Genomic DNA, 11,954 nt, shown 5'->3' on the forward strand with positions numbered 1-11,954 from the left:
CGGCTCAGGAGAAGGACGGAAGCTCGACCGATCCGTTGCCTCCGCTGCCACCCTTCGCGGCGAAATTCGTGGTGCACCCGTTGAACGAGACGTTGTCGACATTCACCTTGCCGGACTTCTCGTTCGGCTGGCTCGAGATGCCGTAGTCGTCGATCACCGTCGTGTGGCCGGAACTGTTGGCAGCGGCGACGAGTTTGTCGAGCGAGGCATTGGTGCCCTGCGGAACGCCCGGGAGATCACGGGTCGCCCACCACTGGTTCGACTTGGTGGCGTCGGGCTGCTTGCCGTCCTGCGGCGCAGTCCACACCAGCGTCGTGAAACCGCTACTCTCGCCGGTATTGGCGCCGGTCACCCGGATTTGCCAATTGGCATTCCCCCCCTTTTTCTCGAACGTCAGCGGTTCCTTGGCCAGCTCGGTCAGCGGTAGTTTTCCGGCGGTGTGATACGACGCGTTCCGTGGCGTCTGAGCCGTCGTGGTGAACTCCAGCGAACCGTCCGAATCGGAAACGTTCGTCGCGGAGTACTTACCCGCCTGACCCTGTTCGTCCGGGAACGTGTTCCCCCAGCCGTTCTTGCTGGTGGGAGTGGAAATCTTTGCGCAATTGGCCTCCGAGACCGGCGCCGCCGAGGCTCCGGCGGGTACGGCAAATGCGGCTGCTCCCACTGCGGTTCCCAAAACTGCTGCACGAATCATCTTGTGGCGCATACGACTATTTCCTCCCCATCTTTTGTCGATAATGACGTTGCCGAGGCTAACAAAGTTGGTATCGGGTATCCACCCCCGCCCGCTATTCTTTCTATTTCGATAAATCGGGGCATGATTTCCGAGAATTGTTCGCAGATGTCTTGAACTGGCAATTCTTGGGCGTGATCGCCCGATCACCGGCCGCGGCGACAACCGCCACCGGATGACATGATCGACCGATGAGCACCATCGTCTTCGTTCACGCCCACCCCGACGACGAAGGCACGGGTACCGCGGGCACGATGATCCGCGCCGCCCGTGAGGGTCACCGGGTGGTGGTCGTGTACTGCACCGACGGGGACCCGGGAGACGTGCCCGACGATCTGGCGCCAGGCGAGACGGTGGCGAGTCGGCGCCGCGGCGAGGCGGAGGCATCGGCCGCCATCACCGGCACCGCCCGCGTCGCGTGGCTGGGATACGCCGACTCCGGCATGACCGGCTGGGCACAGAACCACGCCGACGGCGTGTTCGCCCGCGCGGAGGTCGGCGAGGCCGCACGCCGCTTGGCGGATCTGTTCGACGAGGAGCGCGCCGACGTCGTCGTCGGCTACGACTCGCACGGCGGCTACGGCCACCCCGATCACGTCATGCTGCACCGGGCGACGCTCGCCGCAGTGGACCTCGCCGCGACCCGACCGCGCTACCTCGAGGTCACGATGAACCGAGACCTCATGCGGCAGTTGTTCATTGCCGCCACCGAGATGGGGATGGAGGGATTCGACCCCGACCTACGCGGCGACGACGGCACGCCGATGGGGACGCCCGAGGCCGAATTGCACTGGGCCGTCGACCTCGGCGACGACGTGATGGCCAAACGCGAGGCGCTCGCATGCCACGCCAGTCAGAGCGACGTCAAAGAGATGCTGTCCATGCCAGTGGAAATCTTTCCGCTCGCCTTCGGCACCGAGCACTACATCGAACCCGGCCGGCCGGCAGGCATGGTGCGGGGCTGGTGGTTGGACCACGGGGTGGGTCAGTCCGCCTGACCACCCCCGAGCACGAAATCCCGAAATCGCCCCGCCGCATCCGGCAGCGGGCGCGGACGAAACCAGGTGAGTCCGATCTCCCGGGTCTCGCCGGCCAGCGGGACCAGCGCGACATCGGTATGCGGGTCGGCGTCCTCGACCGGCACCACGCCGACACCGAGGCCGGCGCCGGCGAGCCCGGTGATGGTGGTCAGCTCGCCGGACTCGAAGGCGATGGTCGGGGTGAGATCGGCGGCAGCACAGAGCTCGTCGAAGATGCGTCGCATACCGAAGCCCCGCTGCATGACGATGAACTCCTCGTCGGCGGCCTCGGCCAGCCCGATCGAGTCGCGGCCGGCAAAGCGGTGATCGCGGGGCACGGCGAGCGCCAGGCGCTGCTCCGCGATGGATCCCCAGGCCATGTCGGTGCGCATCGGGCGCGGTGACACGATCGCGAGATCCGCGTCGCCGGCGACCACATGTCGCACCACTGTCGCCGCCGCATCCTGGGTGAGCACGAATCGCGCGCTCGGATTGTCCTGGCGGAAGCGGCGGATGAGATCCGGTACCAAGCGCACGCCGAACGAGTGTAGGAACGCCAGGTGCACCGCACCCTGGGCGGGCATGCGGAGTTCGTCGATTTCGCGGCGACCGGCCTCGAGTTGCGCGGCGGCCCGGCGCGCGCGTTCCAAGTAGACCTGGCCGTACCGGTTCAGCACAATGGCGCGGCCCTGCCGATCGAACAGCGCGACACCGAGGTGTTGTTCGAGTCGGACGAGGAATCGGGACAGCGTCGGTTGTGACACATGTGCCCGCGCGGCCGCCACGGTGAGGTTCTCCGTCTCCGCGATCGCTATGAACCATTTCACGTCGTCGTGCACGGCACTCACGCTACCTGCGGTCATACAGAAATGAATGACTGTGACCACAATGCTTCATTTCTCAATCGAAGCGTGGGTGAGCACTCTGGACTGTGATGACCGCACACACCGTCGACCGCGCAGCACCCGTCCGGCATGCCCTGGGTTCGCCGGGCTACCGACGTACCACCGTCGCACTCTTCGCCGCCGGCATGACGACGTTCATGGCGCTGTATTACGTGCAGGCGCTGCTGCCGCAGCTGTCGGATCATTTCGGGATCTCCCCCACCACGTCGGCCCTCGCCGTGTCGCTGACCACCGGCTTCCTCGCACTCGCGATCATCCCGGCGAGCGTGCTGTCGGAGCGCTTCGGGCGCGTGCGAGTGATGGTCGGCTCGGCGGTCGCGGCGTCGGTGATCGGGGTTGTGCTGCCGTGGTCGCCGACGGTGGAGATACTGCTCGCGGGCCGCGCGCTCCAAGGCCTGCTGTGCGCGGGAGTGCCGGCGGTCGCGATGGCCTATCTCGCCGAGGAGGTCGAAGGCCGGTCACTGGGGACGGCGATGGGCCGGTATGTCGCGGGCACGACGATCGGCGGCCTGACCGGTCGACTGATCCCCGGGTTCGCCGTCGACGTGATGTCCTGGCAGTGGGCGTTGGAGATCGCCAGTCTGGTGTCGTTGGCGTTCGCGGTGGTCTTCTGGCGTTCGGTGCCGTCGTCGCGGTTCTTTGCAGCGCAACGCGTCTCCCCACGGATCACGATGCGGAATCTGGTTACGCATCTCCGGGATCCGCGATTGTGGCCACTGTTCGTCCTTGCCTTCGTGCTGATGGGTGGCTTCGTGACGGTCTACAACTTCGTGGGCTACCGGCTGTTGCGGCCCCCGTTCGGACTCAGCGAAGCTGTTGTCGCAGCGGTGTTCCTGATGTATCTGGCGGGTACGTTCTCCTCGGCGACGGCCGGTCGCCTCGCGGACCGGTTGGGACGTCGACGTGTGCTCGTCGCGGCGATCGTGGTGATGCTGGGAGGGCTGGCGTTGACCGTGCCGGATCAACTCTGGCTCATCCTCGCCGGGATGTTCTTCTTCACGGCAGGGTTTTTCGCGGCGCACTCGGTGGCGAGTGCCTGGGTGTCGGCGCAGGCCACCGAGCATCGGGCGGAGGCGTCGTCGCTCTATCTCTTCCACTACTACCTCGGCAGCTCCGTCGTGGGAGCGCTTGGCGGACTGGCCTTCTCTGCATTCGGGTGGGTGGGTGTCGCCGGCTATGTCGGCGTGCTGATCGTCGTCGGATGTGGTCTGGGGTTCCGGTTGCGCGAGTGTCCCATTCCGTGATTCAGCTGCGGTCGGCAGCGTCTCCGCCGAGCAGCGGGAAGAAGTGACCGGCCACGTCCCGAAGGAACCGCACGATCAGCTCCGGGGTGAGTTGGGCGTCCGGATCCTGCAGTTCGGCAGGGAGATTCACCCCCATCTCGCGGGCGCGGGCCAGGAGTCCGGGACCGACGGTCTTGCCGAGAGTGCTCAGCGCGCGGCCCACCACCTCGGGATTCATCGTCCATTCCGGCACGGGGAGTGCCTGCACCTCGGTCCAGGTGTCGGGATTCCGGGGCGTTTCGCGCGTGAAGAGATGGTCGAAGGTCCGGGCCGAGGCATCGCGCCCGGTGAACGCCTCGCCGAGACCCCACTGCTTCCGCAACGTCGCGATCAGCGAGGTGTGGCGGTACTCCTCGTTGTGCACCGAACCCGATTCCACCCACGGCGACACCAGGATTGCCGGCACGCGATAGCCGGATCGGTCGAAGGTGAAGCCGCACTCACCGGGTGGCGCGGACGGATCCGGGGGCGGCACCGGCCCCGGCGGGACGTGGTCATAGGTGCCGCCCGGCTCATCCCATCCGATCAGCAGCGGCGTGTTCCACACGTTGGGTCCGTCCTCCGAGATGGCCGATCGGTAGGCGGTGAACACCTGCTCGAGAAAGGCCTCACCGGCCAGCATCGACGACGGACTGTCGACGTCGACAGTGACCGCGTCGGAGAACGATCGGCCCATCGCCGGGTGGTAATCCCCATGTCCGGCAATCATATTGGGCTCGATGAGGGAGAAGTTGGGTAGCGTTCCGGCGGCCGCGTCCCGCTCGAACTCGGCGAACGGCACGAAGTGGGTGGCCAGTCGCTCCTTGAGCCGCGGAAAGTGGATCACCCCGGTGAACGACAGAGCCATCGGTTCCCGCACATAGACTTTCCAGGTCCGACCGTGGGCCTCGAGTCGCTCGAAGAGCGTCTCCGCGTCGTTGTCGGTGAACCACTTCGTCGACGGACTGTTCACCACCAGACCCGACGACGTCGCCGCCGTCCAGAAGGACCGGTTCATGAAGGTCTGCGACGGCACCTCGCAGAACCAGTGGTCGAAGACCGCGAAGTCGCGAGCAATGCCGTTGAGCACCGGTAGCTGTTGCGGCGTATAGCCGGTCATGATGTGGGCGTACTCGTCGTAGGTCGGCTGCCGCCCGATCTCGCCGGTGAACGTGGAGATGTAGTCGGTGACAAACCCGTCCATGGTCGGCGTCGCTCCGGCCGGCGGCGCGTTCCAGGGCGCGGTCACCGCGTCCCCGATGATGCACCGGTTGTGGTCGTCGAGCGTGTTGAAGAGTTGGGTGTTGGTGTGGAAGTATTCTTCGCCAGAGTCAGGATTCGGCGAATCCATATCCGTCGCAACGGTATACGGCACCGTTCCACGCTCTGCGCCGTGTTCGGCCCACTCGGGGATCGGGTTGCTCAGGTCCTTGCCGATGACACCGTCGAAGTTCTTGCCGTCGTCGGGACCGTAGAGGTGGCCGAGCACGTTGTCCAGCGAACGATTCTCGAACAACACCAGCACGATGTTGTCGAGTGCGTGGGACTTGTCGGGCTGAGACGGCGCCACCCACCGAGAATACCGCTCACGTCGAGCCAGGAACACCCCGCGTTGTCATGCACACGGCGTGTGCCGCCCGCGGCGCACACGCTGCGCGGGCGACACACTGGCATGGTGCGATTACCCGCACCCCCCGTGACATCTATGAGTGTTCGAGGACTTCACGCTCGGTCACACGGGGAGCATCGTCCCGAGCGTCACCGCGAGCGCCATGATGCCGAGAATCAGCGATGCCGCGATGTAGATGCCGCCGGAGGTTCCGGCCAGAAGCGGTTCCCGCTCCTCACGCGCGGCTTCCGTTCCGGTGATACCTACTGCGGTGGCTCGAACCTCGTTGGGCATGCTCATCGGTGCTCCCAGCACTAGGCAAATAAATCTATGTCGACGCGAATAGATTAAGAGTCCGTGTGCAGCGATATTTTGTCAATCGCGGTATCGATCGTGTAGTCAGACCGTGATGCGCGACCAGCCAAGATAACGAAAAGGTCTCGACTACGGTCGGGCGACAGTCACCGCAACTGCGCGAGCTGCTCCCTGAGCTGGGCGTTCTCGTCCTCGAGGTCGAGAATCCGCCGGACCGCCGTCAGGTTGACCCCGGCGTTGACCAGGCCGGTGATCCGCTGGATGCGGTCGATGTCGTTATCGCTGTACCGTCGGGTGCCGCCGTCGGTCCGCGCCGGTGACACCAATTCATGGCGCTCATACAGCCGCAAGGTCTGCAGTCCGACGCCGGAGAGTTCAGCCGCAACGGAAATGCCGTACACGCCGTGGTCGGCGCGAGTGCGTGCGGAGTGGGTCACGATCCTCCTCAGCAAGGGTGGAGCAGTCTGCCAAAAACCTACCTGAGCGAGTATAGATTCTCGTTCCCCCGAGTCCACCCCAACCGCTGGGCGATTTGACCTGTTTCTCGGGATCGAGCCGGTGACCCCACCGGCTCAGGACGCTGCGGCCTTCTGCATCGCCGACTCGTAGGCGTCGATCAACCAGTCGGCGGTCGCATCGGCCAGCAGGACGGCACATCGATCGCGATCGGCGAACACCTGAACCCGCCAGGGCGTTTCCGCGTCACGATCCACCAGGCCGACGGCATCTGCGGTGTTGGTGGCCAGGGCATACCGGCTGAACTCGAAGTCCACCCGCAATCCGTAGCGCCCGTCGAGATTGACCACGGCCGCCGGACGCCCAGATGCGACCGTCAGGACCCGGAGCGCGTCGCCGTATTGATCAGTGAACTCAGAACGACGAGGCACGTCGGTTTCTCATTTCTTCCGATGCACGAAACTCGGCCACCGTCTTGACCACCCCTTACGGTAGTCCACCGATCTGCGCCATCGGGGTCTGGCACGAGATCGCCCGCAGGTGCGCCGAGCCCCGCGAAACGGTGCACGTTTTCCTGGTCCAACACGCTCCCGTTATCTTCTTTCCATGACATAGATTTTGTGCAATCATTCGCCTATGAAAACAGCGAGGAGCCGCCCCGCGACGATGTACAAGCCGCTGTCGCTGGCCACGAGCATCGCGGGTGGCATTGCCGCGAGTGCTGTGTTCAAGGCCGTGTGGCAGCGAGCGGCCGGCCAGTCCGAAGTGCCCAACCCCGCCGACCTGAGGCAGAACACCCGCGACATCCTCATCGCCGCTGCGGTGCAAGGGCTGATCTTCGGGTTGGTCAAGGCCGCGATCGACCGCGCCGGCGCACACGGCTATCGCGCGATCACCCACCAAGACCCCGTGTGATGGCCTAGCCACCCCATCCGCGGTCTCCTACTCATCGAAAAGGACTCATACACAGCATGATCGGAACCATCATCAGCGCGATCATCGTCGGTTTGATCATCGGCGCCCTGGCCCGGCTCGTCATGCCGGGCAAGCAGGACATCGGGATCATCATGACGATCATCCTGGGCGCTGTCGGATCGCTTCTCGGCTCGTGGCTGACCTACCAGTTCGGCTACCACAACAGCAACGGCGGCTGGGAGATCATCCCGTTCATCGTCGGCATCGTCGTTGCCGTGTTGCTCATCGCGGGCTACCTGGCGCTTCGCGGGCGCACCGTGCGGAGCTGACCCGGACCAATCCGAAGTCCGCGCCACCCCGAATAGACCCTGAACACAAGTCAGATAACAGAAAGGAACACATCATGGGACTGGATGACAAGATCTCGAACAAGGCCGAGGACCTGCAGGGAAAGGCCAAGGAGGCCACCGGAAACGTCACCGGCGATGACGAGCTGAAGAGCGAGGGCAAAGCCGATCAGGCGTCGTCGGCCGTCAAGGACGGTGTCGAGAAGGTCAAGGACGCGGGCAGCAAGATCAAGGACGCCTTGTCCGGCAACTGATTCGACGCACTCAGACCACGGCGCCGCTCATCCTCTCCGACGGAGGGGGTGGGCGGCGCCGTGTGGCGTCCGGGTGGTTTTCGGGCGGGGTCAGACCCCGGCCGCGGCACCGGTCAGCGGCGGGTTGGCGGCCAGTACGCCGTTCTCTTCGTCGGTGAAAGCCCTTGCCCGCGAGAGGAATCGGACACCCTCCGGGGCTTCGAGGCTGAATCCCGCACCACGCCCCTGGACCACGTCGAGGATCAGCTGGGTGTGCTTCCACAATTCGAACTGGTCTCCGTTGATCCACACCCGCACGTCGGGCAGTGGTTCGGGGAGCGCGATCTCGCCGACCAGCACGTCGCGTTGGCCGATGCGGTATTCGCCGACCGGATAACACATCGGGGCCGAGCCGTCACAGCATCCACCGGACTGGTGGATCATGAGTCCGCCGTGCAGCTCCGACAGTTTCGTCAGGAGCTCCACGCCGGCGTCTGTGGCGACCACCCGGTCGGGGACGGCGCCGGAATCTTCGCTTGTCATGACTTCGCCTACCTCTCGCTGTGATCTGAAGCACAGCGTAGTACTGCCGTTGTTGCAGCGGGGTTGCAGCGACTGGCCCCCGATCAGGCGGCGTGGGATGTGGGAGTCACACTCGCCGTCGGCGCGGAGGGCTGAGCAGGCGAAACCGGGCTGAGTGGGCTCGCCGGGACGGCCGGGTTCACGATGGGCACCATGGGATGAGCCGGCGAGATGTTGCCAGCCGGGACCGACTGCACGGCCGGATTCACGATCGGTGCCATCGGGTGCGCCGGCGAGATCGGACTGGACGGAACCGCCGGTCCGGACGGGGTACCACTGTTAGTCGCCGACGTGCTGTACGACGACGTGGCCGTCGACGACGACTCGCCGTGTGCGATGGCGGTGAGCCCAACTGCCGCGGCCGCGATGAGAGCACAACCGGCGATCGTGCCGATCACCACGGTCACCCGTCGCTTGCCGGTGCCCGTCGCAGCCTCATCGTGGATGCCCTTGTCGTTGCTCGCGGTGGTGGTGGACATGGCGACTGCCTCGATTTCTCCGGTCTCCCGGGCGGTGGTGTTTCGGTGAACACCTTCGAGTTTCGTCGCCGCACACCCTCGTCGGGATCGGCTGCCCAGTGGATGTGCCGGGGGATCGTCACGTCCACCGATCGGGGGAATCCGGTAGATAAAGCCCGGTAGATAAAGCTCCGCCGCGCACCCTCATCGAGAGTGCGCGGCGGGCCGTTCATCGGGCCTGGCCTGATCGACCGATCAGAAGAAGCCCTTCGCATTCTGCGCGTAGCCGACAAGCAGGTTCTTGGTCTGCTGGTAGTGCTCGAGCATCATCAGGTGGGTCTCGCGACCGATGCCGGACTGCTTGTAGCCACCGAACGCGGCGTGTGCCGGGTAGTCGTGGTAGGTGTTCGTCCACACGCGACCGGCCTGGATCTCGCGGCCGGCACGGTAGGCGGTGGCACCGTCGCGGCTCCACACACCGGCGCCGAGGCCGTAGAGGGTGTCGTTGGCGATGTCGATGGCGTCTTCGTAGTCCTTGAAGGTGGTCACGGCCAGCACCGGGCCGAAGATCTCCTCCTGGAAGATGCGCATCCGGTTGTTGCCCGCGAAGACGGTCGGCTTGATGTAGTAGCCGCCCGCGAGGTCGCCGCCGAGGTCGGCCACTTCACCGCCGACGAGGACCTTGGCGCCCTCTTCCTTGCCGATGGCCAGGTAGGAGCTGATCTTCTCGTACTGATCGTTGGACGCCTGCGCACCCATCATCGTGTCGGTGTCGAGCGGGTTACCCTGCTTGATCTTCTTGACGCGTTCGATGGCCCGCTCGATGAAGTCGTCGTAGATGCCTTCCTGGACCAGCGCGCGGCTCGGGCAGGTGCAGACCTCACCCTGGTTGAGCGCGAACATCGAGAAGCCTTCCAGCGCACGGTCGAGGAAACCGTCGTCGGAGGACATGACGTCGTTGAAGAAGATGTTCGGGCTCTTGCCGCCGAGCTCGAGGGTGACCGGGATCAGGTTCTCCGACGCGTACTGCATGATCAGGCGACCGGTGGTGGTCTCACCGGTGAACGCGATCTTCCGGATGCGGTTGCTCGATGCGAGCGGCTTGCCCGCCTCGACGCCGAATCCGTTGACGACGTTGAGGATGCCGTCCGGCAGCAGGTCGCTGATCAGGCTGATCATGTACAGGATCGACGCCGGGGTCTGCTCGGCCGGCTTCAGCACGACCGCGTTACCGGCGGCCAGCGCGGGAGCCAGCTTCCACACGGCCATCAGGATCGGGAAGTTCCACGGGATGATCTGTCCGACGACGCCGAGAGGCTCGTGGAAGTGGTAGGCCACGGTGTCTTCGTCGACCTCGGAGATCGAACCTTCCTGGGCACGCAGCGCACCGGCGAAGTACCGGAAGTGATCGATCGCGAGCGGGATGTCGGCGGCGAGGGTCTCGCGCACGGCCTTGCCGTTGTCCCAGGTCTCGGCGACGGCGATCTTCTCGAGGTTCTCCTCGAGGCGGTCGGCGATGCGCAGCAGCAGCAGCGAGCGCTCGGCGACGGGCACCTTGCCCCAGGCCGGCGCGGCGGCGTGGGCGGCGTCGAGGGCGAGGTCGATGTCCTCGGCGGTCGAGCGGGCGACCTCGCAGAAGGTCTTGCCGTCGACGGGCGACGGATTCTCGAAGTACTGGCCCTTGACCGGGGGGACCCACTTGCCGCCGATGAAGTTCTCGTAGCGGGTCTCGAAGGTCATCACCGATCCGTCGGTTCCCGGCTTTGCGTAGACGGCCATTTGTGCTCCTCAGGTTGATTCGATTGAGGGATATCCAGGTGTCACATGCGGTGGTCGCTTGTGATCTGTTGCACAGACTGTCAGGAGTGGCGTTGCACACACGTTGCACCTACGTACCCAACGTTGCAACGTCAGAAAACCGCAGCTCAGAGCGACCTACGCGGAGTTGACGACGTCGCTGATCGCGTCGAGTGCAACGTTCAACAACTCGGGTGCGCAGCCGACGTTGAGGCGCGCGAAGCCGACACCTTGCGTGCCGAAAGCGGGACCGGAGTGCAGCGCTACGCGTCCGCGGTCCAGGACTGCCGCGGCCGGGTCGTCGCCGAGGCCGGTGCCCCGGAAATCGAGCCATGCCAGATACGACGCGTCCGGGCGGCGCCAGGTCACGCCACCGAGGTCAGGTAGCCGGCGCTCGAGCAGGTCGAGATTGCCGACGATGGTCCGCAGTGTCGCGTCGAGCCAGTCGTCACCGGATTCGAATGCCGCTTCGGCGGCCGCCCGGCCCAGGATGCTGGTGCGGAACCCGACCTCCTCGGGCTGACGGTCCAGCATCGCCCGAGTGCGTTCCGAGGCCGCCACCATCAGCGCGCATTTGGCTCCGGCGAGGTTGAAGCCCTTGCTTGCCGAGTGGGCCGCGATGCCGACGTTGCGGGCGGTCTCGCTCACCGCGAGGAACGGGGTGAACCGCGCATGCGGATGGACAAGCGGCGCATGGATCTCGTCGCTGATCACCACCGCGCCGTGGGCGGCGACGAGTTCGGCGAGGGTGGCCAGGTCCGCCGACGGGTGGACCAGGCCGAGCGGATTGTGCGGATGACACAGCAGTACCGCGCGGGCACCGGCCTGCAGTTCGCGTTCGATACCGGGCAGGTCCAGCGACCACCCGTCGTCGCCGGCCAGCAAAGGCACCTCGCAGACCCGGCCGCCGGCCTCGGGGATGAGTTCGAAGAACGGCGGATAGACCGGTGGGGTGATGATCACCGGGTCGCCGGGCTCGATCGCCACGCGCAGCGTCTCGACGATGACCACACTGACATCGGTGGTCAGGCGCACGTCGGCGGGATCGACCGGCCATCCCCAACGTCGGTCGGCGAACCCGCTGAACGTGTGGCCGACCCGACCCGGTCCGCCGCAGTACCCCACATCCGATGCGGCCACCTGCGCGATCATCGCCTCGGCCACGGCGGGTGCCAGCGGAAAGTCCATCTCCGCCACGAACAGCGGTAGGACGTCGTCGGGGTAGGTGGTCCATTTGGCGCTGGTGCGTCGACGCAGTTCGGCGAGGCCGGGGATGGGTGGGGTGCTCACGCCCCCACCCTTACCAGCCGAGGTCGCCAATTC

15 protein-coding genes are annotated in these 11,954 nt (G+C 65.6%); 5 read left to right on the forward strand and 10 right to left on the reverse strand.

The window, feature by feature from the left end; all coding sequences use genetic code 11:
* Positions 1-4: 4 nt before the first annotated feature.
* Positions 5-706, reverse strand: a complete 702-nt coding sequence (locus tag AAFP30_RS04625; protein ID WP_419228694.1) for a hypothetical protein — start codon at positions 704-706, stop codon at positions 5-7.
* A gap of 218 nt (positions 707-924) precedes the next feature.
* Between AAFP30_RS04625 and AAFP30_RS04630 the strand changes: the two genes are divergently transcribed.
* Positions 925-1,731, forward strand: a complete 807-nt coding sequence (locus tag AAFP30_RS04630) for a PIG-L deacetylase family protein (RefSeq protein WP_419228695.1) — start codon at positions 925-927, stop codon at positions 1,729-1,731.
* Here the strand turns inward: AAFP30_RS04630 and AAFP30_RS04635 are convergent.
* Positions 1,719-2,615, reverse strand: coding sequence for a LysR substrate-binding domain-containing protein (locus AAFP30_RS04635; RefSeq protein WP_419228696.1), 897 nt, complete (start codon positions 2,613-2,615; stop codon positions 1,719-1,721). The two genes, AAFP30_RS04630 and AAFP30_RS04635, sit on opposite strands and share 13 nt — an antisense overlap.
* Before the next feature lie 71 nt (positions 2,616-2,686).
* Here AAFP30_RS04635 and AAFP30_RS04640 point away from each other — a divergent pair, with 71 nt between their 5' ends.
* The gene (locus AAFP30_RS04640; RefSeq protein ID WP_419228697.1) at positions 2,687-3,901 is read left to right on the forward strand and encodes an MFS transporter; all 1,215 of its coding nucleotides are present in this window, start codon (positions 2,687-2,689) and stop codon (positions 3,899-3,901) included.
* A 1-nt stretch (position 3,902) separates the two neighbouring features.
* Here the strand turns inward: AAFP30_RS04640 and AAFP30_RS04645 are convergent, their stop codons facing one another.
* From AAFP30_RS04645 to AAFP30_RS04660, 4 genes are all read right to left on the reverse strand, one after another.
* Positions 3,903-5,489: an alkaline phosphatase family protein gene (locus tag AAFP30_RS04645; protein ID WP_419228698.1), complete on the reverse strand. Its 1,587-nt coding sequence runs from the start codon at positions 5,487-5,489 to the stop codon at positions 3,903-3,905.
* Positions 5,490-5,651: 162 nt separating this feature from the next.
* On the reverse strand, positions 5,652-5,828 hold the full coding sequence (locus AAFP30_RS04650) for a hypothetical protein (protein ID WP_419228699.1): 177 nt from the start codon (positions 5,826-5,828) through the stop codon (positions 5,652-5,654).
* 161 nt (positions 5,829-5,989) lie between these two features.
* Positions 5,990-6,280 (reverse strand): MerR family transcriptional regulator, encoded by a 291-nt coding sequence (locus AAFP30_RS04655; RefSeq protein ID WP_419228700.1) that lies wholly within the window; start codon positions 6,278-6,280, stop codon positions 5,990-5,992.
* Between the two features lie 135 nt (positions 6,281-6,415).
* Positions 6,416-6,730 (reverse strand): hypothetical protein, encoded by a 315-nt coding sequence (locus tag AAFP30_RS04660; protein WP_419228701.1) that lies wholly within the window; start codon positions 6,728-6,730, stop codon positions 6,416-6,418.
* 235 nt (positions 6,731-6,965) lie between these two features.
* On the opposite strand from AAFP30_RS04660, the gene AAFP30_RS04665 reads away from it, so the two are divergent.
* From AAFP30_RS04665 to AAFP30_RS04675, 3 genes are all read left to right on the forward strand, one after another.
* Positions 6,966-7,214 carry a DUF4235 domain-containing protein gene (locus tag AAFP30_RS04665; protein ID WP_419228813.1) on the forward strand — a complete coding sequence of 83 codons (249 nt, stop codon included), beginning with the start codon at positions 6,966-6,968 and terminating at the stop codon, positions 7,212-7,214.
* Positions 7,215-7,270: 56 nt separating this feature from the next.
* Positions 7,271-7,543, forward strand: a complete 273-nt coding sequence (locus tag AAFP30_RS04670; protein WP_419228702.1) for a GlsB/YeaQ/YmgE family stress response membrane protein — start codon at positions 7,271-7,273, stop codon at positions 7,541-7,543.
* A gap of 74 nt (positions 7,544-7,617) precedes the next feature.
* Positions 7,618-7,815 carry a CsbD family protein gene (locus tag AAFP30_RS04675; RefSeq protein ID WP_419228703.1) on the forward strand — a complete coding sequence of 66 codons (198 nt, stop codon included), beginning with the start codon at positions 7,618-7,620 and terminating at the stop codon, positions 7,813-7,815.
* A gap of 90 nt (positions 7,816-7,905) precedes the next feature.
* Here AAFP30_RS04675 and AAFP30_RS04680 read toward each other — a convergent pair whose 3' ends face one another.
* From AAFP30_RS04680 to AAFP30_RS04695, 4 genes are all read right to left on the reverse strand, one after another.
* On the reverse strand, positions 7,906-8,337 hold the full coding sequence (locus AAFP30_RS04680) for a DUF779 domain-containing protein (RefSeq protein ID WP_419228704.1): 432 nt from the start codon (positions 8,335-8,337) through the stop codon (positions 7,906-7,908).
* An 83-nt stretch (positions 8,338-8,420) separates the two neighbouring features.
* Positions 8,421-8,855: a hypothetical protein gene (locus AAFP30_RS04685; protein WP_419228705.1), complete on the reverse strand. Its 435-nt coding sequence runs from the start codon at positions 8,853-8,855 to the stop codon at positions 8,421-8,423.
* Between the two features lie 234 nt (positions 8,856-9,089).
* Complete coding sequence (locus AAFP30_RS04690) at positions 9,090-10,613, reverse strand: aldehyde dehydrogenase family protein (RefSeq protein ID WP_419228706.1); 1,524 nt, start codon at positions 10,611-10,613, stop codon at positions 9,090-9,092.
* Between the two features lie 156 nt (positions 10,614-10,769).
* On the reverse strand, positions 10,770-11,921 hold the full coding sequence (locus tag AAFP30_RS04695) for a MalY/PatB family protein (protein WP_419228707.1): 1,152 nt from the start codon (positions 11,919-11,921) through the stop codon (positions 10,770-10,772).
* Between the last annotated feature and the right edge of the window lie 33 nt (positions 11,922-11,954).

Source organism: Gordonia sp. CPCC 205515 (genome assembly GCF_048537925.1).
Lineage (GTDB): Bacteria > Actinomycetota > Actinomycetes > Mycobacteriales > Mycobacteriaceae > Gordonia.

Bases quoted from the DNA above. Each gene is read 5' to 3' on its own strand.
- AAFP30_RS04625 (WP_419228694.1), bottom strand. From the start codon at position 706: ATGCGCCACAAGATGATTCGTGCAGCAGTTTTGGGAACCGCAGTGGGA.
- AAFP30_RS04630 (WP_419228695.1), top strand. From the start codon at position 925: ATGAGCACCATCGTCTTCGTTCACGCCCACCCCGACGACGAAGGCACG.
- AAFP30_RS04635 (WP_419228696.1), bottom strand. From the start codon at position 2,615: ATGACCGCAGGTAGCGTGAGTGCCGTGCACGACGACGTGAAATGGTTC.
- AAFP30_RS04640 (WP_419228697.1), top strand. From the start codon at position 2,687: ATGACCGCACACACCGTCGACCGCGCAGCACCCGTCCGGCATGCCCTG.
- AAFP30_RS04650 (WP_419228699.1), bottom strand. From the start codon at position 5,828: ATGAGCATGCCCAACGAGGTTCGAGCCACCGCAGTAGGTATCACCGGA.
- AAFP30_RS04665 (WP_419228813.1), top strand. From the start codon at position 6,966: ATGTACAAGCCGCTGTCGCTGGCCACGAGCATCGCGGGTGGCATTGCC.
- AAFP30_RS04670 (WP_419228702.1), top strand. From the start codon at position 7,271: ATGATCGGAACCATCATCAGCGCGATCATCGTCGGTTTGATCATCGGC.
- AAFP30_RS04675 (WP_419228703.1), top strand. From the start codon at position 7,618: ATGGGACTGGATGACAAGATCTCGAACAAGGCCGAGGACCTGCAGGGA.
- AAFP30_RS04680 (WP_419228704.1), bottom strand. From the start codon at position 8,337: ATGACAAGCGAAGATTCCGGCGCCGTCCCCGACCGGGTGGTCGCCACA.
- AAFP30_RS04685 (WP_419228705.1), bottom strand. From the start codon at position 8,855: ATGTCCACCACCACCGCGAGCAACGACAAGGGCATCCACGATGAGGCT.
- AAFP30_RS04690 (WP_419228706.1), bottom strand. From the start codon at position 10,613: ATGGCCGTCTACGCAAAGCCGGGAACCGACGGATCGGTGATGACCTTC.